The organism is Streptomyces inusitatus, from assembly GCF_014651115.1.
Classification (GTDB): domain Bacteria; phylum Actinomycetota; class Actinomycetes; order Streptomycetales; family Streptomycetaceae; genus Streptomyces; species Streptomyces amakusaensis.
On record NZ_BMWG01000008.1, the window covers coordinates 164593 to 183383 of the forward strand.

Annotated in this window: 17 protein-coding genes and 1 riboswitch; of the genes, 8 read left to right on the plus strand and 9 right to left on the minus strand. The window is 71.3% G+C overall.

The window, feature by feature from the left end; translation table 11 throughout:
• The first annotated feature begins 16 nt into the window (after positions 1-16).
• Entirely contained in the window at positions 17-1357 is a 1341-nt protein-coding gene (locus tag IE247_RS15805; protein WP_190123748.1) for a class I SAM-dependent RNA methyltransferase, read from the plus strand.
• Between the two features lie 459 nt (positions 1358-1816).
• Positions 1817-2200 (plus strand): hypothetical protein, encoded by a 384-nt coding sequence (locus IE247_RS15810; RefSeq protein ID WP_190123749.1) that lies wholly within the window; start codon positions 1817-1819, stop codon positions 2198-2200.
• 175 nt (positions 2201-2375) lie between these two features.
• Here IE247_RS15810 and IE247_RS15815 read toward each other — a convergent pair whose 3' ends face one another.
• The 4 genes from IE247_RS15815 to IE247_RS15830 form a co-directional block, all read right to left on the minus strand.
• Positions 2376-3626 (minus strand): nucleotide sugar dehydrogenase, encoded by a 1251-nt coding sequence (locus tag IE247_RS15815; RefSeq protein ID WP_190123831.1) that lies wholly within the window; start codon positions 3624-3626, stop codon positions 2376-2378.
• A gap of 286 nt (positions 3627-3912) precedes the next feature.
• On the minus strand, positions 3913-5106 hold the full coding sequence (locus IE247_RS15820; protein ID WP_190123750.1) for a glycosyltransferase family 2 protein: 1194 nt from the start codon (positions 5104-5106) through the stop codon (positions 3913-3915).
• 25 nt (positions 5107-5131) lie between these two features.
• Positions 5132-5281 (minus strand): hypothetical protein, encoded by a 150-nt coding sequence (locus IE247_RS15825; RefSeq protein WP_190123751.1) that lies wholly within the window; start codon positions 5279-5281, stop codon positions 5132-5134.
• Positions 5282-5711: 430 nt separating this feature from the next.
• Positions 5712-6941, minus strand: coding sequence for a cytochrome P450 family protein (locus IE247_RS15830; RefSeq protein ID WP_190123752.1), 1230 nt, complete (start codon positions 6939-6941; stop codon positions 5712-5714).
• A gap of 580 nt (positions 6942-7521) precedes the next feature.
• Here IE247_RS15830 and IE247_RS15835 point away from each other — a divergent pair.
• Positions 7522-7743, plus strand: a complete 222-nt coding sequence (locus IE247_RS15835; RefSeq protein ID WP_190123753.1) for a hypothetical protein — start codon at positions 7522-7524, stop codon at positions 7741-7743.
• A gap of 89 nt (positions 7744-7832) precedes the next feature.
• Positions 7833-8840, plus strand: coding sequence for a sporulation protein (locus IE247_RS15840; protein WP_190123754.1), 1008 nt, complete (start codon positions 7833-7835; stop codon positions 8838-8840).
• Positions 8841-9005: 165 nt separating this feature from the next.
• On the opposite strand, the gene IE247_RS15845 is transcribed toward IE247_RS15840, so the two are convergent.
• The 3 genes from IE247_RS15845 to IE247_RS15855 all read right to left on the minus strand — a co-directional run bounded on the left by IE247_RS15845 (position 9006) and on the right by IE247_RS15855 (position 11503).
• Positions 9006-9944 carry a M56 family metallopeptidase gene (locus tag IE247_RS15845; protein WP_190123755.1) on the minus strand — a complete coding sequence of 313 codons (939 nt, stop codon included), beginning with the start codon at positions 9942-9944 and terminating at the stop codon, positions 9006-9008.
• A gap of 7 nt (positions 9945-9951) precedes the next feature.
• Positions 9952-10335 (minus strand): BlaI/MecI/CopY family transcriptional regulator, encoded by a 384-nt coding sequence (locus IE247_RS15850; protein WP_190123756.1) that lies wholly within the window; start codon positions 10333-10335, stop codon positions 9952-9954.
• A gap of 136 nt (positions 10336-10471) precedes the next feature.
• A complete protein-coding gene (locus IE247_RS15855) occupies positions 10472-11503 on the minus strand; it encodes a hypothetical protein (protein ID WP_190123757.1) in 1032 nt (343 codons plus the stop codon).
• A 337-nt stretch (positions 11504-11840) separates the two neighbouring features.
• Here IE247_RS15855 and IE247_RS15860 point away from each other — a divergent pair, with 337 nt between their 5' ends.
• A complete protein-coding gene (locus tag IE247_RS15860; protein ID WP_229869139.1) occupies positions 11841-12497 on the plus strand; it encodes a DUF6461 domain-containing protein in 657 nt (218 codons plus the stop codon).
• Between the two features lie 103 nt (positions 12498-12600).
• Here IE247_RS15860 and IE247_RS15865 read toward each other — a convergent pair whose 3' ends face one another.
• Both IE247_RS15865 and IE247_RS15870 read right to left on the minus strand, forming a co-directional pair.
• Positions 12601-12969: a DMT family transporter gene (locus IE247_RS15865; protein WP_190123758.1), complete on the minus strand. Its 369-nt coding sequence runs from the start codon at positions 12967-12969 to the stop codon at positions 12601-12603.
• Positions 12969-13283 (minus strand): DMT family transporter, encoded by a 315-nt coding sequence (locus IE247_RS15870; protein WP_190123759.1) that lies wholly within the window; start codon positions 13281-13283, stop codon positions 12969-12971. The genes IE247_RS15865 and IE247_RS15870 overlap by 1 nt, the downstream gene beginning before the upstream one ends.
• Positions 13284-13300: 17 nt before the next feature.
• A riboswitch (guanidine-III (ykkC-III) riboswitch) is annotated at positions 13301-13364 on the minus strand.
• A gap of 219 nt (positions 13365-13583) precedes the next feature.
• Here IE247_RS15870 and IE247_RS15875 point away from each other — a divergent pair.
• The 3 genes from IE247_RS15875 to IE247_RS15885 are packed head-to-tail and all read left to right on the plus strand — an operon-like array spanning position 13584 to position 18738.
• Positions 13584-14390 (plus strand): hypothetical protein, encoded by an 807-nt coding sequence (locus IE247_RS15875; RefSeq protein ID WP_190123760.1) that lies wholly within the window; start codon positions 13584-13586, stop codon positions 14388-14390.
• Between the two features lie 9 nt (positions 14391-14399).
• On the plus strand, positions 14400-16538 hold the full coding sequence (locus tag IE247_RS15880) for a bifunctional serine/threonine-protein kinase/ABC transporter substrate-binding protein (RefSeq protein WP_190123761.1): 2139 nt from the start codon (positions 14400-14402) through the stop codon (positions 16536-16538).
• Position 16539: 1 nt separating this feature from the next.
• Positions 16540-18738, plus strand: coding sequence for a bifunctional serine/threonine-protein kinase/ABC transporter substrate-binding protein (locus IE247_RS15885; RefSeq protein ID WP_190123762.1), 2199 nt, complete (start codon positions 16540-16542; stop codon positions 18736-18738).
• Positions 18739-18791: the final 53 nt, after the last annotated feature.

Consider the following 18791-nt stretch of genomic DNA (forward strand, 5'->3'; position numbering starts at 1 on the left):
CTGGAGTCACCCCGCCATGCAGAACGCCTCCGATTCTTCGCTTTCCTCACTGGTCGGGGAGGAGTACGAGGTCGAGGTGGGCCCCGTCGCGCACGGCGGGCACTGCATCGCCCGCACCGACGGCGGCCGGGTGCTCTTCGTACGGCACACCCTGCCCGGCGAGAAGATCGTCGCCCGGGTGACCGACGGCGACGAGGACTCCCGCTTTCTGCGCGCCGACGCGGTCCGGATCATCGAGCCGGCCAAGGACCGCATCGAGGCCCCCTGCCCGTTCTCGGGCCCGGGCAAGTGCGGCGGCTGCGACTGGCAGCATGTGAAGCCCGGCGCGCAGCGCCGCTTCAAGGGCGAGGTGATCGCCGAGCAGCTCCAGCGGCTCGCCGGGCTCACCCCCGAGGAGGCCGGCTGGGACGGCACGGTCATGCCCGCCCCCGGCGACAAGGTCCCGGCCGGCGAGGTGCCCGCCTGGCGCACCCGGGTGCAGTACGCGATCGACGAGGACGGCCGCGCCGGTCTGCGCAAGCACCGCTCGCACGATGTCGAGCCGGTCGACCACTGCATGATCGCCGCTCCGGGCGTCAGCGAGCTGGGCATCGAGAAGCGCGTCTGGCCGCAGATGGCCTCCGTCGAGGCGATCGCCGCCACCGGTTCCAGCGACCGCCAGGTCATCCTCACCCCCGCCCCCGGCGGCCGGCTCCCCCTGGTCGAGCTGGACAAGCCCGTCTCCGTGATGCGCGTCGACGAGCGCGACGGCGGAGTCCACCGCGTCCACGGCCGCGCCTTCGTCCGCGAGCGCGCCGACGGCCGCACCTACCGCGTCGGCTCGGGCGGCTTCTGGCAGGTCCATCCGCAGGCCGCGGACGTCCTGGTCAAGGCCGTCATGCAGGGCCTGATGCCCCGCAAGGGCGAGACCGCCCTCGACCTCTACTGCGGCGTCGGCCTCTTCGCCGGCGCCATCGCCGAGCGCGTCGGCGACCAGGGCGCCGTCCTCGGCATCGAGTCTTCAAAGCGCGCCGTCGAGGACGCCCGCCACAACCTCCGCGACCTGGAGCGCGTCCGCGTCGAACAGGGCAAGGTCGACCAGGTCCTCCCCCGCACCCAGATCACCGAGGCCGACCTCATCGTCCTCGACCCCCCGCGCGCCGGCGCCGGCAAGCAGACCGTCCGCCAGCTCGCCGCCCTCTCCCCCCGCCGCATCGCCTACGTCGCCTGCGACCCGGCGGCCCTCGCCCGCGACCTCGGCTACTTCCGCGAGGCGGGGTACCGGCCGCGTACGCTGCGGGCCTTCGACCTCTTCCCGATGACGCACCATGTCGAGTGCGTGGCGATTCTGGAGCCGGTGAAGAAGGAAGACGCCTGACCTGCGGTTTTACCGATGTGCGCTCCAGGCGTTACGGGTGCTGCCCTGACGCCTGGAATGACGCTCGTGACGCTCGTTCGACGCTCGTTGATCATGGTGATGGATGTGCCGTTCAAGGGCTTCCAGCGCATGGGGCGGGAGGGGGACCCCGGCCGTTCCGCTTTCTTCCGGCTCCGCGCGCGTTGACCGGTACCTCATTGCCAACGGCCACGGTCACCGGGCCGCCGGAGGGGTCACTCGGACGGGTCTCCAGGGATGGCGGGCGCCGGCCTGTGGAGGTGCGCTGACCGGGTGAAGAGCGGCGAACCTGAGACGAATGACGCGGTCACAGTGCCTGGATCGGTGCAGTATCCGGTCAAGATCGCATTATCGGAACAGGCGGACGGCGATCTCTCTCGCCACTGCCTTCCCTGCCTCCCCTCAATGGTTGGCAGGCAATCGGAAGGAGTCTCCGTGTCGTTGAGAAGACGTATTTCACTGGCCATCGCCATCGGCGCAGTGGTCTCGCTGCCCCTGACCGTCACATCGGCAACGGCTGCCGATCTGGACGCCCCCAACGCCCGCGCGGCTGCCAAGGTCAGCGCCGCCGGCACTCTCGTCTCGGGCAAAAACGTCGTGTCGTCCCAACGCGTCGCGAAGGGGCGCTACTGCGTCAGAGTGAACAGCACCGTCTCGCTCAGGAACGCGGTGGTCCTGGCGACACCCAACAGCGGTAGACAGACCACCCTTGATGTCCGCCGCGCGCCGACCGGCACCTGCGGCTTCGACGCCAGTTCGATCACGGTCTACACGTACAACGCCGGATATTACGCCGACACATGGTTCACGGTCGCCGTGCTCTAGTTCGGCCCTTCTGCCCGGCGGCATGTGCCGCCAGGCAGAAGGCATCCTCTCCACGCCCGTGCGGACGGGGCTGGCGAAGCACGTGACCCGAGGCCGCCACGAGGTCCGAATCCGACGGATACGAGGCTCTCGCCCGGGTGTGCTCCTGATCGGCGGCCGGCCCGTTCGATCGGAGTCACAGACGCTCGACGGAGGAGGCGGCCGGTGCGACGCCGCGGGTGTCGAGCACGTAGGGGGCCTCGGCAACGACCTTGCCGAGGTCGAACTCGGGGTGGGCGGTGAGGATGAGCACGGCGTCGTAGTCGCCGGCGGGGTTCATCTCGCCGAGGATCCCGGGCTCGGTTGCCGCCGCGTGCGGGTCGACGACGGTGACGATGGCGCCCTTGGCCCGGAGGATGTCGATGGCGACACGGGCGGGGCTCTGCCGTACGTCGGCGCTGCCGGCTTTGTAGGACAGCCCGAGGGCGGCGATCGTCGAGCCCTTGAGCGGCTTCCCGCGGGCGTTGAGGCCGTCCTGAAGGCGCCGCACCACATAGGCGGGTTGCTGCTCGTTGATGTCCTGGGCGAGTTCGACGAAGCGGAATGACTCGCCCAATGTCGTTCTGACGTGATGGCTGAGATAGACGGGGTCGACTGGCAGGCAGTGACCTCCCACTCCGGGGCCCGGGGTGAACTTCATGTAGCCGAAGGGCTTGGTCTCTGCCAGCCGGAGCGCGTCCCACAAGTCGATACCGAGAGTGTGGGCGAAGCGGGCCAGCTCGTTGACCAGGGCGATGTTGACGTGTCGGAAGGTGTTCTCCAGGATCTTCGCCAGTTCCGCGCTCTCCAGCGTTCCCGCTTCATGCACGGTCGCGGTGACCGTCCGGTAGAAGTCGCGGACCCGTGCGGTACAGGCCGGTGTCAGGCCGGAGATCACCTTGGGGGTGTTGGCGAACGTCCAATCCCGGTTGCCGGGGTCGATCCGTTCGGGGCTGTACCCGGCGTGGAAGTCCTCACCCGCGGTGAGTCCGGACTCCTCCTCCAGGAGGGGGACGAGGGCATTGCGCGTGGTTCCGGGGTGCGTGGTGGACTCAAGGATCACGATCTGGCCCTGCCCGCGGCTCAGGCCGCGCGCCAGCAGGGAGCCGGCCGTGCGGACATGGCCGAGGTCTGGCATCCCGTCTCTGAGCGGTGTCGGCACGGCGATGACCGCGACATCCCATCCGCGGTTCAGCGCCACCGTGTCGGACACGGGAAGGTAGCGTCCACTGGCGAGCGCGGCTCTCAGCTGCCGGCACGGAACGTCCTTCACATAGGAGTCCGCTTCCCTCAGTCGCCGGCAACGCTCGCCGTCGGGTTCGTACGCGACGACCCGGTGCCCCGCCCGCACCGCGGCCATGGCAAGAGGCAGCCCCACGTACCCCTGGCCCGCGATCAGGACGCGCAGGGCTCGACCATTGAGATCCGAGCCAGACGAAGCATCAGAAAAAGCCGTTGGATGGGACGGACTACTTACGCATTCCTGAACCATGACCCACACATGACCACAAATAGTGTGGTATCGGCAAGCTTCTCGGGTGCGTCGAAGGCGGAGAACAACACCGCCTCCCTCCCGGCGGGCCTGATCCACCGAAAGTTGGTCAGATCCGAAGCTGGACCCCCTTCGTGGCGGGTGGCCGACTCGGCGCTTTGAAAGGGCATTTGACGATCGGCCATGTGTTCCGTCAGCGGCGCTACGCCATCACGCCCCGAGTGGCCCAGCCCATCCTGCGCGTCTGCGTCGCCGCGTAGTACATCGCCGGTCGGATCACCATCATTTGATAGGCCAGCAGCAACGGTGTGAGCAGCAGCCACAGCATCAAGCGCGACCGGAACGCCATCTCCGGCCGTTCGAGATACAGCGAGGTCTGCATGTAGAGGAGCACCAACCAGTACGCGATCATCTGCCAGTACACCTGGCCGCCCAACAGCGGAATGGCCACGAGTACGTAGCCCACGATCAGCGGATACAGCGCCACCAGTGTCAGGTTCCAGCACCGCAGCGCAAGCGCCCAGCCGGTGAAGTTCCTGATCTCCCAGGGCAGATACCGCATGTACCCCTTGAACCAGCGGGTCCGCTGCCGGAATGCGCCACGGTAAGTGGACGGCATCTCGAACTGCACCACGGCCTCATCGACAGCTACGACCTGACCACGCTGCAGCGAGTAGTGGGACAGCCGTCGATCGTCACCGAAGGTGCCCTCCGTCAGGTAATCCTCGGCGTTGTCCCAGAGAATGCCCGCTCGGTAGATCGCGAATGCCCCCGATGTGGGAACCACCGCGCCGATCGAGGACCGGGCTCGGCGCATCACCATGTTGCTGAGGTTGATCTCCAGGTCCTGCACTCGTGTCCAGATCGACTCGGTGCGGTTGAGCACGAGGCAAGAAGCGCTGGTCGCGGCCTGTACCGCTGGATCAGACATGGCACGGAGCAGCTGTTCGATCCCGTCCGGCGCGATGACGCTGTCACTGTCCACCGTCACGACGAAGTCGGCCCACTCGGCTGCGCCGACATGCGCCAGCCCGGCCATCTGAGCCCCTCTCTTGCCGGCGTTGCCCTGCCGTAGCCACACCACGCCCGCCAGGTCGAAGGGCTCGACCGGTGTATCGGATCCGTCGTCCACAACGATGATTCGCTCGGGCGGTTTCGTCTGTGACACCAATGACCGGACGCACGCGCGGAGCAGGTCGGGCCGCTCGTTGTACGTCGGCACGACGACCACGACCCGGCCTTCGGCGACCGGGAGATGGGCGAATGAGCGCCGTCGCGCCGACGAACCGAGCATCCACATCAGCGTCGCGGCAACGGCGATGTAGAACACCCCGGTGATGTCCCAGGCCGTGTTCCCCATCTGCCAGTGGAAGGCGACGATCAGGGCTGCCGTCATAGTCGCGACCGTCCACGCAAACGCCTTACGCGTTCTCACGCCGCCGCCAGTACCTGATCACGAGAATTCCGATCACGATCAGCACCAGACTGACGCCGATGAGCCACGACAAGCCGATCGACACGCCCCCGATACTGATGGCCAGCCCAGTCTTGGGCAGCGGGTCTTCATACATACCGTGGTTCCCTTGGGGTGAGCGTTCCTGACGGCACATCACGCTTGGCAGTCGCTTACTGAAATGCGTCGGGTGGAAACGAAATCCTCCCTGTCAGGTGATCCTCTGGTCTCACAGAATCATGATCTCGCCTACAACTCGCCCTTTGCGCAATCCAGGAGGCCAATATCAGTCAGATAGCCCTATAGTGCGACGCCCCTGCGCCCCGGCTTGGTCCTCCACCGCGGGCCGGGGCCAGTGTCGGCACCCGCGACGGACCCGGGTCATGGGTGGGTGGGAGAGGGAGACGCCCGGTGGATCCAACAACTCGGCTACGGCTGCCGCGAAGAACCGCGGCAGTTGCGAATTGCGGTTGATGAGGCGGATGCCCTGCCCGGTGGCATCGGCGACGTCGGTGAGGTGCTCGCCGGAACGGTCGGCCCGCCGCGCCCTACGGCGCGGCGGGGCGCAGGAGAACGGGCAGGGTGAGGACGTCATTGCCGATGAACGACGGCTGTGGGTCCGGGGTGTTCTCCTCGTCCGCGAGCGTGATGTGCGGGAACCGGTCGAAGAGGGCGGGCAGGGCGATGGCGGCCTCCAGCCGGGCGAGCGGGGCGCCGAGGCAGTAGTGGATGCCGTGTCCGAAGGCCATGTGGTCCCTGTCCACGCGGTCGATCTTGAAGCCGTGCGGGGTGTCGTGGAACGACGGGTCCCGGCCGTGCGCCCCGAAGCCGATGAGGATGGCCTCCCCGGCGGCTATGGTGACGCCCTCGCCGAGGTCGATGTCATGGATCGCGAACCGCAGTGGGAGGTGGACGACCGGCGGATGGAGCCGCAGGGTCTCCTCGATGACATCGGCCCAGCGGGCGGGCTCGGCGAGGGCCGCGCTCAGCTGCCGGCGGTGGGTGAGGAGGGCCAGGACGGCGTTTCCGATCAGGGCGATCGTGGTCTGGCTCCCGGCGCCGATCATCAGGACCAGGGTGGAGATCAGCTCGGTCTCGGTGAGCCGGTCCCCCTCGTGGGCGGTGAGCAGCAGGCTGGTCATGTCGTCGCCGGGCTCCCGCCGCTTCGCCTCGACGAGACGGTGCATGACGGTGTGCAGCTCGCTCGCGATCCGCGCCGATTCCTCCTGGGGGACACCGGTGGCCAGGATCGCGTCGACGACGGAGAGCATGGCGGGGCGCTGGTCCTCGGGAACGCCGAAGAGATCGCAGATCACCCGGGTCGGCACACCGTGCGCGAAGTGCGCCCGCAGATCCACCGCCGCGCCGTCGTCCAGGGCCTCCAGACCGTCCAGGACGTCGGTGACGACGGACTCGATCGCGGGCCGCAGGGACTCCATGCGCCGCGGTGCGAAAGCGGGGCCGATCAGCCTCCGTAACCGGGTGTGCTCCGCCCCCTCGGAGGTGGCCATGGAGCGGACGTCGACCCAGGGGGAGAGCCAGGGGACGGCACCCGGCCGGTAACCGGTCCAGGTGCCGCGGGCGTTCCTGGTGACATCGGGATGGGTGACCAGCCGCCTGACGACATCGCCGCGCGTGACGGACCAGGCGATGACGTTCTGGGGCAGCCGGACCCGCACGGCGGGCCCGGTGGCGCGGAGTTGCTCGATCTGCTCGTACAGCCGGTCACCTCCGTCGCTGTCGAGGACCGGGATGGAAACCTCGTGGCTGGCGGTCATGAGACACCTCCGGTCACCCGGGGCGGCCCGTCGGCGGGAGCGGCCACGATGACGCGGTCTCGCTCCCGGGCGCCGGGGCGCGCCGGTGCGTGGATGGATGGACTCCGCGGCGACGGCGGGGAATCGGTACCGGGGATTGTCCTGCGCCCACTCGGAACTGCATAGAGGGAATCAGCCTCTTGTCTGAAATTCAGACCGGTGAGAGCGGTTCGCGGATCGAGACCGCTCGGGGAGAGCGCCTGGCGCCATGCGATGACACCGTCCGCCGATGGGTGAAGCCTGGGTTCCGGGTACGCGTCAGGGGTGAATTCCGGACCTTTCAGGTCAGGTAGGCGGCAGGAAGTAGCCTCAACTTCTACAGTCGTGTAGAAAGTAAGAGTAGGTCCGGCGGTTGCCGGGCCGCGCCGCGGAGGCACGCGATCCGCGGGCAGTGTCGCCGAGTTGGGTGTTCCGGGTTCATGGTCGGTCGCGGCACCACGCGGCCGGGCCCTGCGCTCCGGGACCTCCCAGGCCCTGACCCGGCGGTATCGCCGCACTCCGCCGGAAACCTCGCTCGCTCCATCAGCCCCGGAGGGCACACATGGCTTCGATCGATCTGAACAAGGTGCTGGACAAGGCGTGGGCGGAGAAGAGCCTGCCGGAGATCCTCGACGCACCCGTCTCCGCCCTGAAGGGGGTGTCCGACCGTGACGGCGAACTCCTGAGGGAGGCCTTCGGCGTCGCCTCCGTCGCCGATCTCGCGGAACTGAAGTACGCCCGCTGGGCCCAGGCCCTGTCCGCCCTCGCCACGGCGGCCAGGTAGTCACACCGGACCGCGCGGTGCCGCGGCCGGACGTTCCCCCCTGGCCGCGGCACCGCGCACCCCATGCACACGAAAAGGAGAACGCCATCATGGTGTTCAAGCGGTTGCTCGGCTCGCTCGGCGTGGGCGGGCCGGTCGTGGACACGGTCCTCGACCCCGGTCCCGTGCTGCCCGGCAGGGAACTCACCGGCCAGATCCGTCTGGAGGGCGGTAAGGCCGCCTTCGACATCGAGCACATCACGCTGGAGCTGGTCGCCCGGGTCGAGGCGGAGCACGGCGAGGGCGAGTCCGAGGGCGTGGCCGGCTTCGGCCGATTCACCGTCGCGGGCGGATTCCGGCTCGCCGAGGGCGAGCGGCGCGGTGTTCCCTTCGCTCTCACGCTGCCCTGGGAGACCCCGGTCACCGAGTTGTACGGCCGGCCGCTCGGCATCGTCCTCGGCGTGCGGACCGAACTGGGCGTGGCGGGCGCGAAGGACAAGGGAGATCTGGACCCGCTGACCGTGGCCCCGCTGCCCGCGCAGGAAGCCGTTCTCGAAGCCCTCGGGCAGCTCGGCTTCGGCTTCCGGTCCGCCGATCTGGAGTACGGGCACATCGGCGGTACGGGGCAGCATCTCCCCTTCTACCAGGAGATCGAGCTCGCTCCCGCTCCCCAGTACGCGCACGCCATGGCGGAACTGGAGGTGACCTTCATCGCAGGCCCCGGCGACATGGAGATCATCCTGGAGGCCGACAAGCCCTCCGGCCTCTTCTCCTCGGGGCACGACGCGGTCAACCGGCATGTCCTCAGCCATGAGGGCGCCGCCCACCGCGACCTGAACGCGGTCGTCGACGCCTGGATCCGCCAGCTGGTGGCCGGCCACGGTCATCACAGCGTTCCCGCGCCCTACGCGCACGGCGACCACCATGAAACCCACCACGGACACGACGGTCCCCACGGTCACGGCGGCCACCGCTCCGGCCCCGGCACAGGCGCCGTCATCGCCGCGGGCGCGGCCGGTCTCGCCGTCGGCGTGGTGGGCGGAATGGTCGCCGCCGAAGCCGTCGACGAGATCGGGGACTTCTTCGAAGGCGAGGAGGGGGAGGGGGGCGAGGGCTGAGCCGCCGAAGCACACAACGTCCAGATCGGCATCGGCATCGGCATCGGCATCGGCAAGGCTGACGGCGACTTGTAGCCGTCGCACCAGAACGGCTCCGGCCCGGGGCGTCGGATCGCCCGACGCCCCGTACGGAAGCGAACCAGGCTCGGCCACCCGCCGGCTCTTCTACAGAGGGGTGGCCGCCTTCAACACCACGAACAGGGTGAACGCCGCGTTCGCCGACGACAGCGCGGAGCAGGTCGCCCCCGCCGCGGCCGTCCACACGGCCAGGCCGGCCGTACTGAACACCGACGGCCACCTCCGTACGGCCGGGGCCGGCTCCAGCAGCGCCGCCACCCGCCTCGGCACCGGCCCGGCGACAGCGAAATGAGCCAGGGTCGAGGCCGGTGCGCCACGGGAGACCAGCGCGGCCCTGGCCACGGCCCGCGCCATCACCCGCCGGCTGCCGACCTCCTTCGCCGCGTCCTCGTCGGCCCACCGCTCCGTCGTGTACGCCACCGCCGTCCGCAGCGGGCGCAGAAAGGGATTGGCGCGCGCGGCCACCTGAACCGCCAGCAGGAAACGGTGATGACGGCAGGCCAGATGGGCCCGCTCATGCGCGAACAGCGCCCGCCTCTCCGGCCCTTCCAGACAGGCGACCATCGCCGTCGACACCACCACCCGGTTCGCCCGGCCCCTCCCCGATGGCAGGGCGTACGCGTAAGGCCTCTCATCCGGCAGTACCGCCACCGGGGAATTCCCGAGCCCCGCCAGAGCCCGCCCGGCGTCCCGGCGAACCCGCCAGTGCACCCACAGCATCCGTGAGCACGCCACCAGGACCGCGATCAGGACCGGAATCGCCACCCGTCCCGCCACCTCGTCGTAGGGGACCGCTTCCCGCACCTCCCGGTCCGACCATCCGTCCGGCAGGGGATTGCCCGGCAACTGCGCGGTGCCCACCACCATCAGCAGCGCCAGGCACACCGTGCTGCACACCGCCAGCACCCCGGCGACCACCGTCAGCAGGACCGTCGCGGTACGCGGATGCAGGCGCTGCTCCGCCAGCCGGGCGACCGGCCACGCGGTCAGCGGCAACACCAGCGGCAGGAAGACGAAGACCCCCATGAACGCGTCAGTCCTCCGGTTCCTCGGCCCGCTCCAGCAGCTCCCGCAACAGCCGCTCGTCGCCCGGCGGCAATGACGTCACGAAGCTCGCGAGCACCGCCTCCCGGTCGCTCTCCCCGTCCAGCACCCGCCGCATCCGCAGCGCGGCGAGACCGGCCTCGTCCGCCGCCGACGACCACACGAACGCGCGCCCCGACTTCTCCCGCGTCACCGCCTCCTTGGCCAGCAGCCGCGTCAGAATGGTGATCACCGTCGTATACGCCAGCTCGCCACCGAGCCTGGCCCGCACCCACGCCGCGTCCACCGGCCCCGGCGCCTCCCCAAGCGCCGCCAGCACCTGCGCCTCCAGCTCGCCCTGCCCCCGCCGAAAACGCCGCTCCCGCTCGCTCACCCCGTCTCCCTCCAGCCGCCTTCCCGCCTGCCGGAGACGGGATCATTCATCGTAGCCAGATCCATGGCCGTCACGGGACGCCCGTTCAGCCAGGTCACCAGCAGGGCGTGCCGCCTGCCGAGCGGGGGGGGGCGGCTCATGGCCGTTCCGGCCGGCTGGGTGGCTCCTGTGCGGGGTCGGCGGGGTCCGGAGCGGTTCCGTCGTCGAGGACGATCTCGATGGTCTTCCGGCCGGGGCCGGCGGTGACGGTGTTGAGTTCGCCCGCGATCCGGTTGTAGACCGTGGCCGCGAGCGCCCAGTCGGCGCCCAGGGCCGGCCGGTCGTCGCGGGTGGTCCACAGGACGATCAGCAGGGCGATGAGGGAGCGGCCCGACAGTGCGGTCCGGATCCGTCCTTTCTTGATGTTGTCCACCGAGGGCGGGGCCCGGAAGTGGTCGTGGGCCACCGCGAGGCCGGTGAGGAACTCCCAGGTGTCACGGTGGCAGTACAGCTTGGCCGTCGAGATCCCGGCCGCCCGCATCAGCAGTTTCCCGTGCTCCACTTCCGGCTTTCCCCCACCGGCTCCCTCGCCGCCCTGACCGGGCGGAACCACGGGCGGAACTGCGGGAGGCGGGGGCGGCCCCTCACCGCGGTAGGCCGCCTCCACCGCCCGCTTCAGCGCCGCTTCCTGTTCCGCGGCGTCCCGGGCCGCGGCGTCCGGGTCGCTGCCGCTGTCCGGTGCCGCTTCCGCGGGCTGCTCCGCCGCACTGCGCTCCATGGGCTCCATGGGCTCCTCTTCGGGTTCGTCGCTGGGTGGGGCCGCAGCGGGCTGCGGATCCGGTTCGGGGGCGTCCGACGCCTGGGCCCCGGCCGTGGCTTCCGTCCGGTCGGCCCCCGGCCCGGGGCCGGGCAGGCCGGGCGACTGACAGGCAGAGCCCGGTCTCGGTACGCGGTCCGCCGCGTCCACCAGATCCCGCAGGCGCTCGGCGATGTCACCATGCAGAACGCCGATGTCGGACCGGGCCGCGGTGAGTTCGCCGAGCAGGTGCTTCTGTTGTTCGCGCAGCGCGCGGTTCTCTGTACGCAGCCCGGCTGCCTCGCTCTGGAGCTCCTCCAGGCCCTGCTGCCCTCGCACGGCCTGGTGGAGGGCTTGAAGGGCCTTCGTCTCGTCCGCGAGCTGCTCTGTCATGGCGTCAAGGGACTTCTTGACGTCCTTGCGTGTACTGATCCACCCCATGTAGTCCCCTGGTCACCTTCCGTCGCGCGGTTGGTGATACCTCCCCCTGTGGCGGTCCGGTAATCCGATCGTTTCCAGCCCCTTGGGGAGCGCGGTTCCCAGCCTCGTCGCAACACGGAAGGGCGGTTACCTGCAACGGTTCAACCGTTCCAGGCACCGCCGCTCCTCCTGACCGCCGACCGGACCAAGGCAGCCTCGCGGCGCGTTGTCAGTGGCTGAAGGCACACTGCTCGCATGGATCACGCTTCGCGCGATCACTGGCTGAGACGGAGAGCAAGGGGATGAGCACGTGAGCGAGGGGATTCAATGGCTGGCCGGTCTGGAGAACTGGATGTCCAGTGTGGTGTTCGCCCGGGGGGCATCCGCCCGGGAGCTCGCGCTCCGTCTGGGGGCCGCCCCGGACGGAGCGACCGAGCCGATCACCGACGCCCAGGCATGGGCCCTGGACATGGAGGAGTACCGGCCGGACGGCGACGGTGACGGTGTCGTGCGGGTCGGCGAGCACGGAGGCTGGTCGTTCGCCCTGGAGTACGGCGACTCGACCGGCGGGGACCGGTTGGCAGAGGTCTCCTGCGGTGGGGTTGAGGCCATCCGCTATGTGCCGATACAGGAGCACCCGCCCGCCACCGTGCACTACGCCCGTGACGGCGTGGAGCTGTGCGCCTTCGGACTGGCCGAGGAGAATCAGCGCTTCGGCACGGAGCCCGATCTGCTGCTTTCCGACCTCATCGCCGGACAGGTGCTCGGCGCGGACGGGACGACGCTCCTCGCTCCCAGAGGCCTTGGCGGCGAAGACTTCAGGGACACCTATCGGCGTACCTTGGGCGTGGTCGAGCGGCGCTTCGGGCTGTCCCTTCCGCCCCGCTGCCTACAGGAAGGGCGTCTGCCGGCGTACGCGGTCCGCGGGACGCCGGACATGAGGATCGACGGCGGCGGTACGCGGTGATCTCACTCCCCCGTCCCCACCGCTCCCAGAAGATGACCAGGAAGCGGCAGGTCGATACCCGGCGTCGTTGTCCGGCCGGCCCGGGATCCGATCCAGGCCGGGGTCACTGCGGGCTCTGTGTCTCCGGCAGTGGCTGATCGGCTTTGGGTCCCGGCTTGGTCTTGACGAACTTCAGCCCGATGACGCACAGGATGATCCCGCCGAGGAACACGATCTTGAACGCGGAGGCGGGCTCCTCGCCGGTGAGCATGGCGTAGAGGACCGTGAGGGCCGCTCCGATGCCGATCCAGACCGAGTAGGCCACGCTGATCGGAATGCGGATCATGGCGTAGCCGAGGCCCGCCATGCTGAGGGCGAGTCCGACGAAGAAAACGACGGTGGGGACCGTTTTGCTCAGCCCGTCGGAGAGACCGAGGGCTGTGGCCCAGACGGCTTCGAACACGGCGCTGATGAGAAGGATGGCCCAGGGCATCAGCTGACCGCCTTCAGTCCGACGACACAGCCGACGAGACCCAGCAGCAGGAGCACCCGCGCGGTGGTGGCACGCTCCTGCCCGGTCGCCATGGCCCAGACGGCGGTGAGTACCGCCCCGATGCCGACCCAGACCGCGTACGCGGTGCCCGTCGGCAGGCTCTTCATGGCGAACGCCAGACCTGTCATGCTCGCTGCGAGAGCAACCACGAAGACGATGGTCGGAATGGGGCGCTTGAAGTTCTTGGATGCTGACAGTGCCGTGGCCCAGACGGCCTCCAGCACTCCGGATACGACGAGAATGAACCACGCCATGACGGACTGACCTCCCAAGTGGCCAGTCTTGTCGCTGAGCGGGTACTGATCCGTCGTCCGCAGGCCCCACGGGGGCCTCATCACCTTGTATAGCACAACTACAGCGGCGCTTGTGAGCCCGTTCGCCGCGGACGGCATCGACGGCACCGTGCCTGCTTCGCTCCTGACCTGAACTTCCCAACACTGGCCACAAGTTCCGGAACGGGACCGTCCACTGGTGCCCGGAGCCTAGGATCGACAGGGCGTCGAGGAGGGGGAGACCCTGTGGACTGTCGCGTGCCCTTACCGGGGAGCCGCTTGATGTCGCCTTTGGCTTTGCTCGCCGTGGTGCTGACGGGCTGCTCCGGTACGCCGGACGGCCCCGGAGAGGCTGAGGGGCGGAGCGCTCCGGCGAGCGGAGGGGTGGGGGCGGGTCCGGGGTCCGGCGGGGGTGCCGGGGGCGGGCCTTCGGCGAGCGTCACGGAGAGTTTCCGGCCCGACAGCGCGCGGCTCCCGAGAACCCCTGCGGCGGCGCGCGCTCTCATCGGCCGTGTCATGGCCGACACCGACAGTTTTGGGGCCGAGGTGGTGAGGCGGAGCCCGTACGAGAGCGACCCGGCGACCTGGCCCGTGCTCGGCGAGGACTGCGTCTGGCAGCGGCGGAAGCCCGCGGACAGCGTCCTGGCCACCCTCACCCGGTCGTTCGAGGTGCCCGCCGCGGCGGGCAAGGGCCCGCTGCGGCTCGCCGCCGTGGTCACCGTCCACCGCACCCGTGAGGACGCGACCTGGGAGATGGCGGAGTCGATCGAGGAGTCGATGCGCTGCCCCACCCAGAAGCTGCGCGAGGGCGAGCTGATCGGCCCTCTGCTCGCCGCCGCGCTCCTGGGCGGCGAGGCCACCCAGACGAACTCCGAGGACTCCCTCAGCGAGACGGGTCGGTATCAGAGCTCCGAGCTGGGCGGGCCCCACCACTACTCCTGGCAGCAGGCGCAGACCTCGCAGTTCACCGTCGCCGTGACCGGCAAGGGGGCGAAGGGCCGCACCGAGCAGGAGGTGGACGAGCTGGTCGTGCAGGCGCAGTCCACCATGCTGGCCCGGCTGGAAGCCGCCGTCGAGAAGCAGAGCTGAGGCCGGACGATGGAGGATCTGCGCCCCGGCGACCCCGCCCGGATCGGCGGGCACCGGCTCCTCGGCCGCCTCGGCGCGGGCGGCATGGGAGTCGTCTACCTCGGGCGCACCGACGCCGGAGCGCTCGCCGCGATCAAGGTGATCCTGCCCGAGCACGCCGGGGACGAGGACTTCCGTGCCCGTTTCCGGCGTGAGGCCGAGGCCGCCCGCCGGGTCGACAGCCCCTGGGCGGTTCCGGTCACCGGTGCCGACACCGAGGCCGAACGCCCCTGGCTCGCGACGGAGTTCGTCCCCGGGCCTGCTCTCTCCGACGTCGTCACCCGCCGGGGGCCGCTGCCCGTGCGCAGTGTCATGGCCCTGGGGCGGCTGCTGTCCCGTGCCCTGGCCGCGGTGCACGCCGCCGGGCTCGTGCACCGCGATGTCAAACCGGGCAATGTCCTGCTGACGGCCGACGGCCCCCGGCTGATCGACTTCGGGATCGCCCGCGCCGCCGACGCCACCGCCCTGACCGCCACCGGTCTCCTCGTCGGCACCCCCGGCTTCCTCGCGCCCGAGCAGGTGTCCGGGGGTACGGCCGGGCCGGAGGGGGACGTCTTCTCGCTCGGCTGTCTCCTGGCGTACGCGGCCACCGGCCGGGCGCCGTTCGGCGGTGGGGCGGTCGACGCCGTCCTCTACCGCACGGTGCGCGACGCGCCCGACCTCGACGGCATCGACGACGCGTCCCTGCGCTCGCTGTTGGAGCGGTGCCTCGCCAAGAAGCCCGGCGGGCGCCCGTCCGCCGCCGTCCTCGACGCCCTGATACCCGGGGACGTGCCCGCCGGGGCCACCGCCGGCTGGCTGCCCGAGGACGTCGTCCGCCTCATCGCCGACCGCTCCGTCGCTCTCCTCGCCCTGCCCGGCATCGACGCCACCGTCGCCGACGAGCGGCCCGGGCCGCCGCGCCCCGGCCCCACCCGGCGGCGGGCCCTGCTGTCGGCGGCCGGTGGCGCGGTGCTCCTCGGAGCGGGCGCCTTCGCCGCCGTACGCCTCACCCGTGACGGGGCCGCACCCGGCGGAAAGAGCCGGGTCATCGGCGTGCACGCCGACCTGACCGGGCCGGGGGCCGCCGCCGGCCGGGCTCAGGAGCGCGGTGTCCGGCTCGCCGTGGACCGCTTCAACTCCCGCGACGGACAGCTCTTCCGGCTCTCCGTGAAGGTCCTCGACGACCGGGGGGACGCCGGTCGCTCCGTCCGGGTCGCCGAGGAGTTCACCCGCGACCCGGAAGTCCTCTCGGTCATCGGGCCCACGGGCGACGCGGCAGCCGGAGCCGCCCTGCCCGCCTACGACGAAGCCGCGCTGCCGGTCCTGACCGTCTCGGCCCTCCAGATCGCCTTCCCGGCCCGGGCCAACGGCTCCTTCTTCCAGACCGCCCCCTCCTACGCGGCACTGTCCGTCCCCGTCGTCAGCCGTGTCCTGCCGCGCCCCGGGGTGAAACGGCTGGGCATCCTGATCGACCGGTCCGGCGGACAGGCGGCCTATCAGGCGGGCTACGCGGCCAACCTGATGGCGCGCGATCTCACCGGCGCCACGCCCCACCCCCGGGTGGTGCCTCCCGGGACCACCGCCTTCGGCCCGGTCGTCGCCGACCTGCTCGCCCACCACGGCGACGCCGTCTTCTACGCCGGTGACGCCGACGGGGCCGCCGGGGTCGCCCGCGCGCTGGCCGCCCGCTCCTTCACCGGACCGCGCATGGCCCAGCACACGGTCATGGGAGCGGAGTTCCTGGAGCGGGCGGGCGCGGCGGCGGAGGGCTGGGAGTTCGTCGCGCCGTTCACCCATGCCACGGCGCCCGCCGCGGCGACGTTCGCCGCCGCCCACCGGGGGCGCTTCGACGCCGAACCGGCGGCGTGGTCGGCCGAGGCGTTCGACGCGGCGGGGCTCGTCGCCCGGGCGCTGGCCGGCCTGGTCGGCGGCGGAGCCAAGGGGACCGTCCCGCCCACCCGGTCCGCGCTCACCGCCGCGGTCGCCGCGACCCGGTACAAGGGGATCTCCCGTTCCTACGCGTTCGACCAGGAGCGTCAGAGCCTCGTCGGCCGGGACGCCCATCTGTACCGGGTCGAGAACCGCCGCTACCGCTACCTGGGCCCGGCCCAGGAGCCGAAGAGCTGACGTGCGGCCCCTCACCTCCGAGGACCCGCGCACCGTAGGCCCGTACCGCACTCTCGCCCGGCTCGGCGCGGGCGGCATGGGCGTCGTCTATTTGGCCCGCTCGGCGGGCGGTGCGCTCGCCGCCGTCAAGGTGATCCGGGCCGAGTACGCCGCCGACCCCGGCTTCCGGGCACGCTTCCGACGCGAGGCCGAGGCGGCGGCCCGGGTGACCGGCCCCTGGCTGGTGCCGGTGCTCGGTACGGAGACCGAGGCCCGCGAGCCCTGGCTGGCGACCGCGTTCGTCCCCGGGCCCTCGCTGGGCGAGGTGGTGGGCACCGGCGGCGCGCTGCCCACGGCCACCGTCCGCGCGCTCGGGAGCCGGCTCGCCGAGGCCCTCGTCGCGGTCCATGACGCCGGGCTGGTCCACCGCGACGTCAAGCCCGGCAATGTGCTCCTCGCCCTCGACGGCCCCCGCCTCATCGACTTCGGGATCGCCCGCCACGAGAACGCCCCCGCGCTGACCGCCACCGGCGCGGTGATCGGGACACCCGGCTTCCTCGCCCCCGAACACGCGTCGGCCGGAACGCCCGGGCCGCCGTCCGACGTGTTCTCGCTCGGCTGCGTCCTCGCGTACGCGGCGACGGGGAGGGGGCCGTTCGGCAGTGGCGGCGGCGCGGGCGTCCTGTTCCGGACAATCCATGAGAAGGCGGATCTGACGGGCGTCCCGCCTGGTCTGGTTCCCCTGATCACCGCCTGCCTCGCCAAGGAACCGGCCGACCGGCCGGCCGCGAGCAGGGTGCGCGAGACGCTGGCGGCGGGCGGCGATGAGGATTCCGGAGACCCTCGCGAGTACCCGGGCCGGCCGGGGGTGCCGGACCAGCGCGAGTCCCCCCGTACCGCTCCGGCTCCCTGGCGGATGCCGGCCGGGCTGCCCGCGTTGATCGCCGACCGGTCCGCGGCGGCCCTCGCGCTCCCCGACCCCGAGCCGCCGCCCGCCGCATCCGCCCCGGCGGCCGGGTCTTCCCACCGCTCCCGCCGGGGGCTGCTGACGGCCGGGGCGGTCCTCCTGGCGGGCGGCCCCACCGCGGCCTGGCTCGCCCTGCGGGAGCGCGACACCAGAGCGGGCGGGCCGCCCGCCGGGTCCGCCGGAACATCCGTCCACACGATCGGGCTCCACGCCGACCTCACCGGACCCGGCCGCGCCACCGGGCTGGCCCACCAGCGCGGCATGCGGCTCGCCGTCGCCGACCACAACGCCCGCGAGGACAAGGCGTTCCGGCTCGCCCTGCGCACCGAGGACGACGCGGGCGACCCGGCCAAGGCGCTCCGGGCGGCCGACCGGCTGGCGGCGGACCCCACCGTCGTCGCCGTCGTCGGGCCGACCGGGCACGAACTGCGCGAAGAGCTTGGCGCACGGTACGGCGCGGCACGACTCGCCCTGGTCGTCGTCGCGGCGAACTCCAGCACCGACGAGCCCACCCTCCTCCACCGCTGTGTGACCCGTCCCGCGGACCCCCGGCTCGTCATCGGCATCATCGGCTATCTGGCCCGCACCCGCCCCGCCCAGCGCATCCTGCTGGTCGAGGACACCGTCGACACCGGTCTCGGCGGCCACCTCGGACGAGGGTTCCGCAGCGCGCCCCCGTCCAGTGCCACGATCATGAATCAGCGGCTCGCCCGGGGAGGCGCGGGCTTCGCCGCGGCGGCCCGGAAGGCCGTGACCGGCCGGGCGGACGCCGTGGTGTTCGCGGGCGGCGGCGCCTCCCGGGCCGCCCTGCTGGCCACCGCCCTGGCGGACGAAGACTTCACCGGCACCCGCGTCGGCGCCGGACCCGCTCTCGGGCCCGCCTTCCTCCGCGAAGCGGGCGAAGCCGCCGAGGGCTGGGTCTTCGCCGAGGCGTACGCCGACCCCGCCGCCCTCCCCTCGGCCCGCGCCTTCACCGCCGCCCATCGCAGGCGCTTCGGCGTACCACCGGCCACCTGGGCCGCCGAGGCGTACGACGCCGTCGGCCTGATCGCCCGCGCCACCGGGACCACCAGGGCATCGGGAGAGGTTCGCCGGGGCATCGGGCAGCGGCTCGTACGGACCGAGCACCGGGGCATCGTGCGCACCCTCGCCTTCCACGCGACAACCCGCGCGGTGCGGTACGAGGACGGGATCTACCTCTACCGGATCGAGAACAGCCGCCCCCGCTTCCTCGGCCCGTACGGGGAGGTGTGAAACCGGGGGCGGCTGGAACGCGTGCCTTCGCACCGTCCCGTACGCGTGGAGCG

Excerpts from the sequence above, each read along its gene's own strand:
- IE247_RS15805 (WP_190123748.1), top strand. The coding sequence starts at position 17 with ATGCAGAACGCCTCCGATTCTTCGCTTTCCTCACTGGTCGGGGAGGAG.
- IE247_RS15820 (WP_190123750.1), bottom strand. The coding sequence starts at position 5,106 with ATGACGGCAGCCCTGATCGTCGCCTTCCACTGGCAGATGGGGAACACG.
- IE247_RS15825 (WP_190123751.1), bottom strand. The coding sequence starts at position 5,281 with ATGTATGAAGACCCGCTGCCCAAGACTGGGCTGGCCATCAGTATCGGG.
- IE247_RS15830 (WP_190123752.1), bottom strand. The coding sequence starts at position 6,941 with ATGACCGCCAGCCACGAGGTTTCCATCCCGGTCCTCGACAGCGACGGA.
- IE247_RS15835 (WP_190123753.1), top strand. The coding sequence starts at position 7,522 with ATGGCTTCGATCGATCTGAACAAGGTGCTGGACAAGGCGTGGGCGGAG.
- IE247_RS15840 (WP_190123754.1), top strand. The coding sequence starts at position 7,833 with ATGGTGTTCAAGCGGTTGCTCGGCTCGCTCGGCGTGGGCGGGCCGGTC.
- IE247_RS15845 (WP_190123755.1), bottom strand. The coding sequence starts at position 9,944 with ATGGGGGTCTTCGTCTTCCTGCCGCTGGTGTTGCCGCTGACCGCGTGG.
- IE247_RS15855 (WP_190123757.1), bottom strand. The coding sequence starts at position 11,503 with ATGACAGAGCAGCTCGCGGACGAGACGAAGGCCCTTCAAGCCCTCCAC.
- IE247_RS15865 (WP_190123758.1), bottom strand. The coding sequence starts at position 12,969 with ATGCCCTGGGCCATCCTTCTCATCAGCGCCGTGTTCGAAGCCGTCTGG.
- IE247_RS15870 (WP_190123759.1), bottom strand. The coding sequence starts at position 13,283 with ATGGCGTGGTTCATTCTCGTCGTATCCGGAGTGCTGGAGGCCGTCTGG.
- IE247_RS15875 (WP_190123760.1), top strand. The coding sequence starts at position 13,584 with ATGTCGCCTTTGGCTTTGCTCGCCGTGGTGCTGACGGGCTGCTCCGGT.
- IE247_RS15880 (WP_190123761.1), top strand. The coding sequence starts at position 14,400 with ATGGAGGATCTGCGCCCCGGCGACCCCGCCCGGATCGGCGGGCACCGG.